This is a genomic window from Ancylobacter moscoviensis (assembly GCF_007559435.1).
Classification (GTDB): Bacteria; Pseudomonadota; Alphaproteobacteria; order Rhizobiales; family Xanthobacteraceae; genus Ancylobacter; species Ancylobacter moscoviensis.
The window spans coordinates 128,748-144,255 of the sequence record NZ_VMBP01000007.1; the positions used below are offsets into that span (position 1 = coordinate 128,748).

9 protein-coding genes are annotated in these 15,508 nt (G+C 68.4%); 8 read left to right on the forward strand and 1 reads right to left on the reverse strand.

Annotated features, from left to right (window positions below; translation table 11 throughout):
- Positions 1 to 63 precede the first annotated feature (63 nt).
- From FO470_RS18775 to FO470_RS18790, 4 genes are all read left to right on the forward strand, one after another.
- A complete protein-coding gene (locus FO470_RS18775) occupies positions 64 to 804 on the forward strand; it encodes an amino acid ABC transporter permease (protein ID WP_144344524.1) in 741 nt (246 codons plus the stop codon).
- Complete coding sequence (locus FO470_RS18780) at positions 801 to 1,496, forward strand: amino acid ABC transporter permease (protein ID WP_144344525.1); 696 nt, start codon at positions 801 to 803, stop codon at positions 1,494 to 1,496. The genes FO470_RS18775 and FO470_RS18780 overlap by 4 nt, the downstream gene beginning before the upstream one ends.
- A gap of 124 nt (positions 1,497 to 1,620) precedes the next feature.
- On the forward strand, positions 1,621 to 3,327 hold the full coding sequence (locus FO470_RS18785) for a type I secretion system permease/ATPase (protein WP_144344526.1): 1,707 nt from the start codon (positions 1,621 to 1,623) through the stop codon (positions 3,325 to 3,327).
- Positions 3,327 to 4,679, forward strand: coding sequence for an HlyD family type I secretion periplasmic adaptor subunit (locus tag FO470_RS18790; protein WP_144344527.1), 1,353 nt, complete (start codon positions 3,327 to 3,329; stop codon positions 4,677 to 4,679). Before FO470_RS18785 ends, FO470_RS18790 begins: the two co-directional genes overlap by 1 nt.
- Here FO470_RS18790 and FO470_RS18795 read toward each other — a convergent pair.
- Positions 4,633 to 5,613: a LysR family transcriptional regulator gene (locus tag FO470_RS18795; protein WP_144344528.1), complete on the reverse strand. Its 981-nt coding sequence runs from the start codon at positions 5,611 to 5,613 to the stop codon at positions 4,633 to 4,635. The genes FO470_RS18790 and FO470_RS18795 overlap by 47 nt on opposite strands.
- A gap of 349 nt (positions 5,614 to 5,962) precedes the next feature.
- Between FO470_RS18795 and FO470_RS18800 the strand changes: the two genes are divergently transcribed.
- From FO470_RS18800 to FO470_RS18815, 4 genes are all read left to right on the forward strand, one after another.
- A complete protein-coding gene (locus FO470_RS18800) occupies positions 5,963 to 11,338 on the forward strand; it encodes an Ig-like domain-containing protein (protein WP_144344529.1) in 5,376 nt (1,791 codons plus the stop codon).
- Positions 11,339 to 11,829: 491 nt separating this feature from the next.
- Positions 11,830 to 12,852 carry a substrate-binding domain-containing protein gene (locus FO470_RS18805; RefSeq protein ID WP_144344530.1) on the forward strand — a complete coding sequence of 341 codons (1,023 nt, stop codon included), beginning with the start codon at positions 11,830 to 11,832 and terminating at the stop codon, positions 12,850 to 12,852.
- A gap of 80 nt (positions 12,853 to 12,932) precedes the next feature.
- Positions 12,933 to 14,465 (forward strand): sugar ABC transporter ATP-binding protein, encoded by a 1,533-nt coding sequence (locus FO470_RS18810; RefSeq protein ID WP_144344531.1) that lies wholly within the window; start codon positions 12,933 to 12,935, stop codon positions 14,463 to 14,465.
- A gap of 26 nt (positions 14,466 to 14,491) precedes the next feature.
- A complete protein-coding gene (locus FO470_RS18815) occupies positions 14,492 to 15,502 on the forward strand; it encodes an ABC transporter permease (protein WP_144344532.1) in 1,011 nt (336 codons plus the stop codon).
- Positions 15,503 to 15,508 lie beyond the last annotated feature (6 nt).

The following is a 15,508-nucleotide window of genomic DNA, read 5'->3' on the forward strand; positions in this document are numbered from 1 at the left end:
GCCTGCCGGACGCCGCGCGGCGCCCCCGCGCGGCATTTTTCATCTCCAGTCCACGAGGCGAACATGGGTGTCTTCGGCGAGCCGATGGCCCTGCGCTATCTCATCTGGCTCCTTGAGGGCTTCGCCGTCACCCTTCTGCTATCGGCGGCGGTCTCCGTCGCCGCGACCGGGCTCGGCATCGCGGTGTGCGGCCTCAAGCTGAGCGGCCGCCGGCCGCTCGTCATCCTCGCCGACACCTATGTCAGCATCATCCGCAACACGCCGCTGCTGGTGCAGCTGTTCTTCTGGTATTTCGGCGCCTCGGCGCTGATGCCCTCCGGCCTGATGACCTGGCTGAACACCCCGCATGTCCTCGACGCGGTGCTGGTGTCGCTGCACTGGCCCGCCTTCGAGACCATAGCCGGCTTCTTCGGGCTGACGCTCTATGCCGGCGCCTACATCGCCGAGGAGTTCCGCGCCGGCATCAACGGCGTCGATCCGGCGCAGCGCGAATCGGCCATGGCGCTCGGCCTGAGGCCGGCTCTCGTCTTCTGGCTGGTGGTGCTGCCGCAGGCGGTGCGCATCGCCTGGCTGCCCGTGGTCGGCCAGTATCTCAACACGATCAAGAACACCTCGCTGACGATGGCGATCGGGCTCGCCGAGCTCTCCTACGCCTCGCGGCAGGTGGAGACGGAGACCTTCCTCACCTTCCAGGCCTTCGGCATCGCGACCATCCTCTACGTCGCCGCCGTCGCCGTCACCGAGGCCGCCGGCCACGCCGTGGCACGCAGCGGCCGCTTTGCCTGGGCGACCCAACGGCCATGAATTTCTCGGTCATCTCCGACAATCTGGACTACCTGCTCGTCGGCGCCTGGCCGAACGGGCCGGTCGGCGGCCTCGCCCTCACGCTGGTCCTGTCGGCCCTGTCGGCGGTCGCCTCGGGGCTGGTGGGCCTGGTGCTGGGCATCGGCCTCGCCATGAGCGCGGGTTGGCCGAAGCGCCTGCTGGTGGTGGTGCTCGGCTTCTTCCGCGCCATCCCGGTCATCATGCTGATCTTCTGGACCTATTTCCTGCTGCCCATCCTTTTCGGCTTCTCGGTGCCGGAGATCGGCACGGTGGTGGTGGCGCTGTCGCTGATCGGCGGCGCCTATCTCTCCTATGCCGTGGCGGCGGGCATCGAGAGCATCGCGGCGGGCCAGTGGGAGGCCGGCTTCGCGCTGGGGCTCGGCCGCTGGCGGGTGCTGCGGCTCATCGTGCTGCCGCAGGCGCTGCACGCGATGGCGCCGTCCTTCGTCAACCAGTGGACCTCGCTGGTGAAGGACACCTCGCTCGCCTATGTCATCGGCGTTCCCGAACTGTCCTTCGTCGCCGCGCAGGTGAACAACCGGGCGATGGTCTATCCGACCGAGGTCTTCCTCTTCGTCGGCGTCGTCTACTGGTGCCTGTGCGTCTCGCTCGACCGCTTCGCCACCGCGCTGGCGAACCGCCGCGGCGCCGCCGCCGAAGGGGCCGGCTAGCCTTCCGCGGGTCTTCGCGCCGGGCCCCGCGCACCGTCATGGAGCTGTCAGGTCGCTGCACTAGAGAGGCGGCTCGCCGGGGCGACCGTTCGCGCCCGGAACAGCTTATAAGAGTCCTTGCCCCATGAAAGTGACGAGCGGCACCCATCCGGCGTCGCCGGTCAGCTCCGCCTTCGCGTCCTGCCGGAACGTGCTCATCGGCATCGGCGCGCTCAGCTGCGTCATCAACCTGCTGATGCTGACCGGCCCCTTCTTCATGCTGCAGATCTATGATCGCGTGCTGGCCAGCCGCAGCGTTCCCACCCTCGTTGCGCTGCTGATCCTGGCGGCCGGGCTCTATGCCTTTCAGGGCCTGCTCGATCTGCTGCGGGCGCGCGTGCTGGTGGGCTTCGGCATGCGCCTCGATTCCCGGCTGCGGGCCATCTCCTTCGATCTCATGTCGCAGCTGGCGCTCCGGCGCGGGCGCGACGCCAACGCGCAGCAGCCGCTGCGCGATCTCGACCAGCTCCGCCAGTTCCTCTCGGGGCAGGGGCCGGTCGCCATCTTCGACCTGCCGTGGATGCCGCTCTATCTCGCGGTGCTGTTCATCTTCCATACCGTTCTGGGCCTGCTCGGGCTCGCCGGCATCGTGGTGCTCTGCACGCTGATGCTGATCACCGAGTTCTCCACCAAGGGGCCGACCCGCATCGCCGCCCGTCGCTCCGCGGTGCGCAACAGCCTCGCCGACAGCTATTGCCGCAACGTCGAGCCGGTCGCGGCGATGGGCATGAAGGCGACCCTGCGCCAGCGCTGGAACGAGGCCCATGCCGCCTATCTCGACGACAACCAGCGCGCGGTGAACGTCTCCGGCGACCTGTCGTCGATGAGCAAGGTGTTCCGCTTCCTGCTCCAGTCGCTGATGCTCGCCGCCGGCGCCCTGCTGGTGATCGAGGGCGAGGCTTCCGCCGGCGTGATGATCGCCGCCTCGATCCTGTCGTCGCGGGCGCTGGCCCCGGTCGAGCTGGCCATCTCCAACTGGCGCGGCTTCGTCGCCGCCCGCCAGAGCTATGCGCGCCTGTCCGCCCTGTCGGCCGAGTTCCCCGCCGCGCCCACGCCCATGCCGCTGCCGGCCCCGGTCGGGCGCCTCGATGTCGAGGCGCTCGCCGTGGCGCCGCCCGGCCAGCCCCGGCCCACCGTGGCCGGCCTGAGCTTTTCCGTTCCGGCCGGCAGCGCCGTCGGCGTGATCGGGCCGAGCGGCTCGGGCAAGTCGACGCTGGCGCGCGGCCTCGTCGGTGCCTGGCCGGTCTCGAAGGGCGGCGTGCGGCTCGACGGCGCCGCGCTGGAGCAGTGGGACAGCGACGCCCTCGGCCGGCACATCGGCTACCTGCCGCAGGACATCGAGCTGTTCGACGGGACGATCGCCGAGAACGTCTCGCGCTTCCAGTCCGACGCCACCCCGGAAAAGGTGATCGCCGCCTGCGAGCGGGCCGGCGTGCACGAGATGATCCTGCGCCTGCCGAGCGGCTACGACACCCGCCTCGGCGAGGGCGGCGTCTCGCTCTCCGGCGGCGAGCGCCAGCGCGTGGCGCTGGCCCGCGCGCTCTATGGCGAGCCTTTCCTGATCGTGCTCGACGAGCCCAACTCCAACCTCGACGCGGATGGCGAGGCGGCGCTGACCCGCGCCATCAAATGGGCGCGCGAGGCGCAGCGCGTGGTCATCGTCGTCGCCCATCGCCCCAGCGCCCTGTCCGCCGTGGATCTCGTGCTGATGATGGGCGGCGGGCAGCAGCAGGCCTTCGGCCCCAAGGCCGAGATCCTCGGCCGTGTTCTCAAGCAGCCGGTGGCCGCGTGATGATGAAGAAGCTCCTCGCCCGTCTGGGCCGCCTCGCCACGCGGCGCCCGGCGCCGGTCGGCACCGCCGATGACGGCGTCGACCGGCATCTGCGGCTCGGCATCGCCGTCATGGTGTTCCTCGTCGTCGGGGGCGGCGGCTGGGCGGCGATGGCCTCGCTCAACGGCGCCATCGTGACCGCCGGCACGGTGGTGGTCGACAGCTACGCCAAGCGCGTCCAGCATCCGGAAGGCGGCGTGGTCGGGCGGATCCTCGTCCAGAACGGGCAGAAGGTGGAGGCGAACACCGTCGTCCTGCGCCTCGACGACACCGTGACCCTCGCCAATCTCGGCGTCGTCGACACGCAGATGGTGGAGCTCGCCGCCCGCCGCGCCCGTCTCGAGGCCGAGCGCGACGGCCGCCCCGCCATGGACGATCCGTCCTATCTCGCCGGCCGGCGCGGGCAGGAGAACGTCGCCCGCGCGATCGATGGCGAGCGCAGCCTGTTCGTCTCGCGCCGCTCGGCGGTGGACGGGCAGGTCGCGCAGCTGAAGGCGCAGATCGGCCAGTTCTACGACGAGGCGGCGGGCCTTTCCGCGCAGATCGCCGCCAAGAACGCCGAGCTCGGCTATATCGAGGAGGAAATCGCCGGCGCGGAGGAGTTGCACGCCAAGGGCCTCACGCCGCTGACCCGGCTGCGTTCCCTGCAGCGCGAGAAGGTGCGGATCGAGGGCGAGCGCGGCCAGCTCCAGGCCGATCTCGCCCGCTCGCAGGGGCGCGCCAGCGAGACCGAGCTGAAGATCATCCAGATCGATCAGGACATGCGCGCCGAGGTCATCAAGGAACTGCGCGAGCTCGAAGGCAAATGGGCGGAGCTGCAGGAGCGCCGCATCGCCGCGCAGGACAAGCTCACCCGCGTGGACCTGCGCGCGCCCATCTCCGGCGTCGTGCACGAACTCGCGGTCCACACCGTCGGCGGCGTCATCTCGCCGGGCGAGACGGTGATGATGATCGTGCCGGAGAAGGACAAGCTGGTGGTCGAGATCCAGATCTCGCCGGCCGATATCGATCAGGTGTCGATCGGCCAGCCGGCCATGGTGCGCCTCTCGGCCTTCAGCCAGAAGACCACGCCGGAGCTGCATGGCTCGGTGGCGCGGGTCGCCGCCGATCTGACCAAGGACGAGAAGGCCGGCACCAGCTTCTATCTCGCCCGCGTCGAGTTGCCGCCGGAGGAGATCGCCCGGCTCGGCGGGCTCCAGCTCATGCCGGGCATGCCGGCGGAGGTGCACCTGCAGACCGGCGAGCGCACGGCGCTGAGCTATCTCGTCAAGCCGCTGCGGGACCAGATCGCGCGGGCGATGCGGGAAGAGTGAGCACCGGAGCCGCGAGCGCCGGGCTCGCGGGCGTCGGTCCCGTGAGCGCGGCACCGGCGACCGCCGGCAGCGCGAACGCCGCCTCGGCGCAGGCGAAGAAGTCGGCGATGATCGGCAGGCGCCGCCGCTCGTCGAGGCACACCACATACTCGTCGATGCAGATGCTGGCGTCGCGCAGCGGCACGTAGCGCAGCCGCGAGTCGAAGCCGAATTCGAGATCGCAAATGGCCCCGGCGCCGAAGCCGGCGGCCACCGCCTCGCGCACGCCCTCGCGCGTCGAGACCTCCAGCACCGGGCCGAGCGTCACGCCCTTCTGGGCGAGGTTCTGCTCGAACACCGCCCGCGTGCGCGAGCCGCGTTCGCGCAGCACGAAGGGGCAGCCTTCGAGATCGGCCAGTGACAGTTCCGGGCGCGCCGCCCAGGGATGGCGCTCGGGCAGGAAGATGCCGATCTTCATGTGCGTCAGCGGGCGCACATGAAGCCGCTCGTCGGCCGGCAGCTGCGCGGTGATGCCGATGTCGACGCGGTATTCGAGCAGTTGCTCGATCACGCTGTCGGAGTTCTGCACGATGAGCGAGAAGGCGAGCTTGGGCCGGCGCATCTTCAGAAGGCGCAGGATCGGCAGGCAGTGGACCACGCCGTCCGAGGCCACCCTCAGCCGCCCGCCTTCCACCTGCGGGCTCTTCAGCAGCATGCCGGCCTCGGCGAGCGCGGCGAACAGGCGCGAGGTCACCTTGTAGAGCGCCTCGCCGTCATGGGTGAGGGTGACGCCGCGCGGCTTGCGCTCGAACAGGGCGACGCCCGAGGCGGTCTCGAGCTGGCGCACCTGGCCGGAAAGGGTGGACTGGCTGACCGCCATCTCGCGCGCCGCCTGCGAATAGCCGCCGGCGGCGGCCACGAAATGAAACGCGCGCAGCTGCGTGACCGATACCATGCGTGTCTCCATCGCTTCTTCGCCTGCCGGGCGCCGCTCCGATTGCGAAGCCGGCATGCCATGCGGGGGCAGGGCGTCGGCGCTCGTCCTCGGACCGGCTGGTCCCGAAGGGGGGGATTAACGCAGGCTCCCGGATGGATTTGTGACAGTTCGGCGTTACCCCAAAAGTGCTGAATTCGCTCGATGAATCCCGCCCGATCTGCCGCCATCGAAAATACCCATAGGCCGCATTGCGAATGAGACTGGATGTGAAGCCCCAGGTTTCAAGAACCTGTCATCCACGACATCTAGCTACGGCGGCCATGGCAACAGCGCCGCACCGGGCGCATCGAACGGGAATAGATGACCTATGGTTACCATTACCAAGCCGATTCTCGATTTCATTACCGCGCGCGGTTCTGAAAATCGGGTCATCGATCTGAACACCGTCTTCAGCGGCGAGGGGCTCACCTACACGGTTTCCGGCTCCGATCCCTCGGTCGCGGCGGTCACCGTCGAAGGTAGCCAGCTCACGATCGATTTCCTGGAGACGCTCGGCTATTCCGATCTGAAGATCACCGCCACGGATTCGAGCGGCACCAGCGTCACCGACAATGTCCGCGTGCGCGTCGCCGGCGAGAACGCCTACACCATCGCGGTGCTGCCCGACACGCAGGACTACACCAACGCCTGGGCCATCGACACCTTCAAGGGCATGACCCAGTGGCTGGTCGACAACAAGGACAGCCTGAACATCCAGTTCGTGAACCATGTCGGCGACGTCACCGGCTCGAACACGGTGGCCGAATGGGAATACGCGGCGCAGGCGCTCGGCATCCTCAACGGCAAGATCCCCTATTCCGTGCTGCCCGGTAACCACGACCAGGCGTCCGGCGGCTCGGCCAGCGACTACACCAGCAACCTCGACCTCTACTTCTCGCCCGAGCAGCAGGCGGCGAACAATCCCGACACCTTCGGCGGCGTCTACGACCAGGAGCCGGACAGCGCCCGCAACAGCTACCAGACCTTCACCGCGCCGGACGGCACGAAGTGGCTGGTGCTCAACCTCGAATTCGGCGCGCGCGAGGACGTGGTGCGCTGGGCCGGCGAGGTGATCGAGGACAATCTCGACGCCCGCGTCATCATCAACACCCATTCCTACATGACCTGGGCCGGCCGCCACGACGCCACCGGCTCGCCGCTCTATGACGAGGGCACGGGCTACAATTACGGCCTCGGCAACTCGGCCGAGGGCGCGAGCGACGGCGAGGCGATGTACCGCGCGCTGGTGCAGAAGTACCCGAACGTCACCTTCACCTTCTCCGGCCACATCTTCGGCGACGGCGCGGAAACGCTGGTCAGCTACGACCAGTTCGGCAACCCCGTCTACCAGATGATGGTCAACTACCAGTACGGCGTCGCCGACGAGACCACCGGCAACGGCGATCCGGCCAACGGCAACACCGGCGGCCACGGCGCCATCCGCCTCATCACCATCGATCCCGACAACGGGGCGATGTACACCACCACCTACTTCTCCGAGCTCGACGAGTACGTCGTCCCCGGCCGCGGCGAGGAACTCGACCGCGACGACCTGACCGGCCCCTATCGCGGCCATGAGGAGACCTACACCGGCATCGATCTCGGCACGCCCGAGGTGCCGGCGATCGCCAAGGCCGGTAACGACCAGTTCGTGAGCGCCGCCACCGGCCAGGACAAGGCTTCGGTGACGCTCGACGGCGACTGGACGCTGAATCCCAACAACGACACCGGCCTGACCTATGTCTGGACGGACCGTGACGGCAACGAGATCGCCACCGGCGCCACCCCGACGCTGGCGCTCGGCGCGGGCGATCACGTGCTGACCCTGACCGTCACCGACAGCGCCGGCAACGTCTCCCGCGACGACGTGCGCATCGTGGTCTCCAACGCCGGCACGCTGCTCGTCGAGAACTTCAACGACGGCAACCTCGACGGCTGGTCGGCCCCCGGCTCGGTCGAGGTGAACCAGGGCACGACCGAGGAGTTCGGCATCGCCGCCCTCGGCGAGGGCGCCTCGGTCACGCAGCTTCCCGGCTTCGATCTCGCGCAGGGCCTGCGGGTCCAGCCGACCCAGCTGCCCCCCGGCCAGACCTCGCTCGACAGCTACACGCTGGTGTTCGACCTGCTGATCCCGGAAGAGACGGCGTCCGGCTTCACCTCGCTGTTCCAGACCGACACCGCCAACGCCTCCGACGCCGAGTTCTTCCTGCGCAACAATTCGGACGGTACCGCGGGCCTCGGCATCAGCGGCGTCTATGAGGGCGCGATGAGCTATGACGAATGGCATCGCGTCGCCATCACCGTCGACAAGACCGATGCCGGCTACGTGCTCTCCAAGTACGTCGACGGCGTCAAGGTCGGCGTCCAGACCATCGACGACAGCCGCTTCTCCATCGACCTGAGCAAGGGCGTGCTGCTGTTCTCGGACAATGACCGGGAGGTCTCGCCGCTCTACGTGTCGAGCTTCCTCGTCACCGACAAGGTCTACACCGACGACGAGATCTCCGCCCTCGGCGGCGCCAAGGCCGGCGGCATCGTCGACACCGCGCCCTCGCCGTTCTCCACGCAGATCGACTTCGGCGCGTCCGGCATGCCCGACACGTTCGGCCACTCCACGGCCAGCGCCGGTGCGCTCGGCGGCGGTGTCGGCAGCTACATGGTGAAGGGCACGGCGAACTCGCGCGACACCGCGGAGGACGGTCAGGCGGGCCTCGAAGGGCGCGCCTATGAGCGCTCCAACAACGCCAACAACGTGCTGTTCTGGAACGCCGACGAGGCCAAGTCGTGGTCCGACTACACCGTCGAGGCGACGCTCAAGGTCAATGACGGCGACGATATCGGCCTCGTCTTCTACTATCAGGACGACAAGAACTACTACCGCGTGGTGCTCGAATCCCAGAGCAACAGCCGGTCGGTGGTGAAGGTCGAGGACGGCGTCGCCACGGTGCTCGCCACCGAGCATGGCGGCACGCCGTGGAACCGCGACTTCCAGCTCAAGGTCACGGTGTCGGACGGCGAGATCCGCGCCTTCCTCGACGGCGAGGACATGTTCGGCGCGGTCGTCGATACCGCCCCCTTCACCGGCGGCACGATCGGGCTCTATTCGAGCAACGAGAACTCGCAGAACCAGATGGGCGCGCAGTTCGACAACATCAGCGTCAACAAGGTGGCGCTCACCGCCCATGCCGGCAGCGACGTCCGCCTGCTCGACAGCGACGGTGACGGCCTGGTCGCGGTGGACCTCGACGCCGGCAGCTCCTACGGCAATGCCGACATCGTCAGCTATGTCTGGAAGGACGCCGACGGCACTGTCGTCGCCGAGGGCAAGACGGCGTCCGCCACCGTGGGCACCGGCCGCAACGTGCTGACGCTGACGGTCACCGACGCCGCCGGCAAGACCTCGACCGACACGGTCACCGTCGACGCCGTCGCCAAGGACCGCGTGCTGCTGTCCGACGCGTTCGGCGGCACCGACTTCTCCGACTGGACCATCGTCGACGAAGGCGAGTTCGGCGGCGTCGGCGCGGATGGCACCTCCTCGCAGTGGGAGCTGCGGAACGGCGCGCTGGTCCAGCTCTCCGACCTGAAGAGCCGCCAGCTCGAGTGGAACGGCGCGTCCAACACCGACCCGTGGGACAAGGGCTGGAGCCCGCTCGGCGACGGCGTGAACGTGCTGCGCAAGGGCACCTATGCCCTCTACAACGACCCGGACGCGAAGGGGTGGAGCGACTACGCGGTCGAAACCACCATCTCCACACCGGACAACGGCGCGGTCGGCGTGCTGTTCTATTACCAGGACGAGAACAACTATTATAAGCTCGAGCTGGACGCGAACGGCGACTACGACTGGAACCCCTACAACGGCGCTGGCAGCCTTTTCCAGCTGATCCAGGTGAAGGACGGCGTCGAGAAGTACCTCACCCAGATCCCGGCGAAGTACACGCCGGGCGAGGCCTTCGATCTTCGCGTCGAAGTGAAGGACAACAAGATCCAGGCCTCGGTCGACGGGATGGAACTCTTCGCCTACGCGATCGAGGACCATGCCCAGACCAAGGGCACGGTCGGTCTCTTCGCCTGGGACAGCGCGGGCGTATCGTTCGACAACGTTTCCGTGGTGTCGCTGGCCGACGACGCGGGCCCGCAGCCGGGCGACAACACCGCGCCGCTGGCGTCCGACGACACCGGCTTCACCGCCCAGGCCGGCCAGATGCTGGTGCTGAGCGCGGCGCTGCTGCTGGCCAACGACACCGACGCGGACGGCGACACGCTGAGCATCCTCTCGGTCAGCAATGCCGTGGGCGGCACCGCGACGCTCGACGCGGCGGGCAACGTGCTGTTCACCCCGACAGCCGGCTTCAACGGCGCGGCGTCGTTCACCTACACCGTCTCCGACGGCGAGGGCGGCCATGACACCGCGAAGGTGGAGATCGCCGTCGGCGCGCCGGTCAACCACGTACCGGAAGCGACGGACGACCGGCTCTACGTGCTGCAGGGCAAGCCGGTGGACATCGCCGTCGGCAGCCTGCTGGCCAATGACCGCGACACCGACGGCGACACGCTGACGCTGGTGTCGGTTCAGGACGCCACCCATGGCAGCGTGCAGCTGGTCAACGGCAAGGCGGTGTTCACGCCGGCGGCCGGCTTCACTGGCGAGGCCTCGTTCACCTACACCGTCTCCGACGGCAAGGGCGGGCAGGACACGGCGAGCGTGACGGTGGTGGTGCGTCCGCAGCCGAACCGGGCGCCGGTGGCGGCCAATGACAGCTTCGAGGTCAATGCCGGTGCCGCCGCCTCGCTCGCGACGGCCCTGCTGCTGGCCAACGACACCGACGCCGATGCCAACCCGCTGAGCGTCGTCTCGGTGCAGTCGGGCACCGGCGGCACGGTGAAGCTGCAGGGGGACCACGTCGTGTTCACCCCGGCCGACGGCTTCACCGGCGAGGCGAAGTTCACCTACACCGTCAGCGACGGCAAGGGTGGGACGTCGAGCGCGACGGTGACCGTCAACGTCAAGGAAGTCGATCCCTATGAGGGCTGGACCCGTGGTACCGCCGGTGACGACGAACTGCGCGGCAATGCGGTGGCGGCCAACAAGATCTACGGGGACGCCGGCCACGACGTCATCTATGGCGGCATGGCCGCCGACGAACTCGACGGCGGCGCCGGCAACGACGTCCTCCGTGGCCACCAGGGCAACGACACCCTCGCCGGCGGCGCGGGCGACGACCTTCTCGAAGGGGGCGCCGGCAATGACCGGCTCCGCGGCGGCGAAGGCGACGACGTCCTGCAGGGGGGCCAGGGCGACGACATCCTCGGCGGTGCCGCCGGTGACGACGTGCTGTACGGCGGTGGCGGCAACGACACCCTCTATGGCGGCGCCGGCGACGACCAGCTCGACGGCGGCCAGGGCGACGACCGTCTGATCGGCTTCACCGGCGACGATGTGATGACGGGCGGCGCGGGCCAGGACACCTTCGTGTTCGCGGCCAACTCCGGAGCGGACATCATCGTCGACTTCCGGCCGGGCGAGGACACCATCGAGTTCGACGGTCTCGACTTCGAGACCTTCGACGACGTGGTCGCCGCCATGGTCAACACCGCGGCCGGCGTGGCCATCCAGCTCGACGACAGCGGCGACAACTACGTGGTGCTGGAAGGCATCGTCAGGACGCATCTGAGCGCGGACGACTTTACCTTCGTGTGACCCGACGGCTCACGCCGATATCGCCGAGGAAGCCCCGGCAGGACCGATGTCCTGCCGGGGTTTTCTTTTGGGATTGGTGGAAAAGGCGCGGTGCGCGTCCGCCGGTGGCGAGCCCTTGCCCGTCGGCGTCGCGCCGGGCGGAACTGCATCACCAGCCTCGGCCAGCACGGTTCCGCCTGCCCCGACCTTGCCGGCCTTTGGCGACCGTGCCTTCAGGCATGTCCGCTCCTTTCCCTGAAGTCATTCCAAGCGGTCGGGGGCTGGCAGGCGGCGCTTGACATCACCGCCGATCTCCATCAGCGTGCGCCTCACGAGAAAAAAATCAGACTGTGAAAAATTTCTCGTGCCGTTTCGGGCAGGGTCCGGCGGCTGTCGTGGGGAGGAGGCGTGCCGTCCGGCCGATGCCGGGTCCGGTTCCGCTTCCATGAAACAATCAGCGCCTGGCGCGGCCTTGAGCCGCCACGGGCGGGCTCGCTCATGGAGATGGCCCAATGAAGATGAAACTTGCCGTCCTGGCGGCGTCGATCGCGCTGCCCTTCGCCGCCGGCTCCGCCCTCGCGGCCGACAAGCCGCAGTTCCGCTGCCAGCCGGGCGAGACCTACTACATGAACGTCATGGTCAGCGGCATCGAATACTGGCAGCCGGTGTTCGAGATGTTCAAGCAGGCCGCCGAGCAGCTCGGCTGCAAGGCCGAGTACAGCGGCACGCCGGAATACGACGTGACCAAGCAGCTCACCTCCTTCGAGCAGATCCTGCCCCGCCAGCCCAAGGGCATCCTGCTGCACCCGATGAACGCCGATCCGTTCATCGAGCCGATCCAGCGCGCCCATGACGCCGGCATCCCGGTCGTCACCTTCGCCGCCGACTCCCCGAACAGCGCGCGCGTCGCCTACGTCACCTCCGACAACCGCCGCGAGGGTGCCGCCGCCGCGGACGCCATCGCCAAGGCGATGGGCGGCAAGGGCGAATACGCCGTGCTGGAAAACCCCGGCCAGGGCAATCACGACCTGCGCGTCACCTCCTTCATCGAGCGCATGAAGGAAGCCCATCCCGACATGAAGCTGGTCGGCCGCTCGGTCACCAACCAAGACGCCAACAAGGCCTATCAGTCGGTCCTCAGCCTCGCCCAGGCCAACCCGAATCTCGGCGCGGTGTTCATGCCGGAAGCCACCTCGGCCATCGGCGCGGCGCAGGCCGCCGTCGAGCTGAACAAGGGCATCAAGGTCATGACCGTCGACGTCAACGAGAAGGTGCTCGACCTGATCAAGGCCGGCGACATGTTCGGCGCCATCAACCCGAACCAGGGCGTGCAGGGCTATATGGGCTTCATGGCCCTGTTCCTGGCCGCCCATCCCGAGCTCATCGACCCGATGAACGACTACAAGCGCACCGGCGCCAACCCCTTTGCCCTGCCGGTGATCGACAACGGCTTCGCCATCGTCACCCGGGACAACGCCGACGACTTCCGCTGGCCCGCCTACAAGGCGCGCCGCGAGAAGGCCGCGCAGAACTGAGCCGTGCCCTGCGGCATTCCGGGGCCGCGTCCCGGAATGCCGCAGCCGCGCCACGCCGCCGGTAAACGGAGGAAGCTCGCATGGTTTCCGAAACGGCCGCTCCGCCGCGCCTGCGGCTGGAGAACATCGTCAAGTCGTTCGGCCCGGTCCGGGCGCTGAAGAACGCGCAATTCGACCTGCGCCCCGGCGAGATCCACGCGCTGGCGGGCGAGAACGGGGCGGGCAAGTCGACGCTGATGAACATCGTCGACGGCATTCTCCAGCCGGACTCCGGCCGCATCTTCGTCGACGGCGAGGAAGTGACCATCGCCAGCCCGGCGGCGGCGCAGGCGCTCGGCATCGGCCTCGTGCATCAGGAGATCGCGCTCTGCCCCGATCTGTCCATCGCCGAGAACCTGTTCATGAGCGCGACCGCCACCAGCGGCCGGCTGCTCATGGATTTCGGCACGCTGCGCCGCCGCGCGCAGGAGGTGATGGACCGGCTGCAGCCGATCCCCGTCGACACCCGCGTCGGCGACCTGTCCATTTCCGAGCAGCAGCTCGTCGAGATCGCCAAGGCGCTGACGCTCGACTGCCGCGTGCTCATCTTCGACGAGCCCACCGCCGCGCTCACCGAGCCGGAGGCGCAGCGCCTGTTCGCCATCCTGCGCGACCTGCGCGCCCGGGGCATGTCGCTCGTCTATATCAGCCACCGCATGGCCGAGATCTTCGCGCTGTGCGACCGCATCACCGTGATGCGTGACGGCAACCACGTCAGCACCGACCCGATCGCCGCCCTGTCGCCGGAGACGGTCGTCAACCGGCTGGTCGGGCGCGAGCTGTCCCGCCTGTTCCCGCACAAGGCGCAGGACCTTTCGCAGAAGCCGCCCGTGCTGTCGGTGCGCGGCCTCTCCGACGGCCGGCGCTTCGAGGACGTGTCCTTCGAGCTGCGCCACGGCGAGATCCTCGGCTTCGCCGGCCTCATCGGCGCCGGCCGCACCGAGATCGCCGAGGCGGTGTGCGCCCTGCGTCCCCGCACGCACGGCGATATCGCGCTGAACGGCGTGCCGCTCACCCAGCAAAGCTATGCCGGCAGCATCCGCAGCGGCGTCGTCTACCTCTCCGAGGACCGCAAGGCCTCCGGCGTCTTCGTCGACCTGCCGATCGCGCAGAACGTCACCGCGCTGCGCCCCTCGCTGGTCTCGCGCTTCGGCCTCATCGACCAGGCGCGCGAGCGCTCCTTCGCCGACGCGCTCGGCCGCAAGGTCGGGTTGAAGCGGGGCCGCATCACCGATCCCGTCTCCTCGCTGTCGGGCGGCAACCAGCAGAAGGTCGGCATCGCCAAGATGCTGTCGGTCAACCCCTCGGTCATCTTCCTCGACGAGCCGACCCGCGGCGTCGATGTCGGCGCCAAGGCCGAGATCTACGACATCCTGCGCGAGCTCGCCTCCGCCGGCACCGGCATCGCCGTCATCTCCTCCGAGCTGCCCGAGCTGATCGGGCTGTGCGACCGCATCCTCGTCGTCCACGAGGGGCGCATCGCCGGCGAGGTCGCCGACGGCCCGCTGATGACCGAGGAGCACATCATCGCCCTTGCCTCCGGCCTGCAGCCCCCTGCGAGCGCGGCCGCCTGACGCCCTGAAGGATCGAGAGAACACCCATGGCCATCGGACACCAGACCAGCGGCGGCGCCACCGAGACCGCCCGCGCGCCGGCTCCCTCCCTCTTCGTGACGCTGACCGGGCATCGCGAGATGGGGCTGCTGGCGATCATCGTGATCCTGTTCGCGGTGATGAGCTTCGCCTCGCCCTATTTCCTCACCGTCTCCAACATCAAGACGATGCTGCTCTCCTTCTCGGTCGAGGGCATCGTCGTAGTGGGCATGACGATCCTCTTGATCGTCGGGGGGCTCGACCTCTCGGTCGGCGCGGTGGTCTGCCTGTCGATGGTGGTGGCGGGCCAGCTCTTCCTCGGCGGGGTGGACCCGTGGCTCGCGAGCCTGGGCGGCATCGCTGCCGCCGCCGCGGTGGGCGTGGGCATGGGCCTGTGCGTCACCCGCATCGGGCTGAGCCACTTCATCGCCTCGCTCGCCGCCATGGTGATCGTGCGCGGGCTGTGCATGGTCATCACCAACGGCTCGCCGCTGTCGCTGTTCTCGCTGCCCAAGGAGTTCAAGTTCATCGGGCAGGGCAGCGTCTACGACATTCCCTTCGTGATCATCCTGTTCGTGGTCATCGCGCTGCTGTTCGATTTCCTGCTGCGCAACGCCACCGCCTTCCGGCAGGTCTTCTACACCGGCAGCAACGAGAAGGCGGCCGCCTATTCCGGCGTGAAGGTGAACAAGGTGAAGTTCCTCGTCACCGTGCTGTGCTCGGTGCTGGCGGGGATCGCCGGCATCGTCTACATGGCCCGCCTCGGCTCGGCGACGCCCAATTTCGGCGTCGGCATGGAGCTCAACGTCATCGCCGCGGCGGTGATCGGCGGGGCCAGCCTGAAGGGCGGAACCGGCTCCATCTTCGGCGCGGTGCTCGGTATCGCGCTGCTGTCCATCGTCAGCAGCTCGTTGATTTTGCTGAACGTGTCCGCCTACTGGCAGGAGATGATCAAGGGCATCATCCTGCTCGGAGCGGTATCCTTCGATCATCTCCTCAACCGCTATCGCGCGAAATAAGGGATC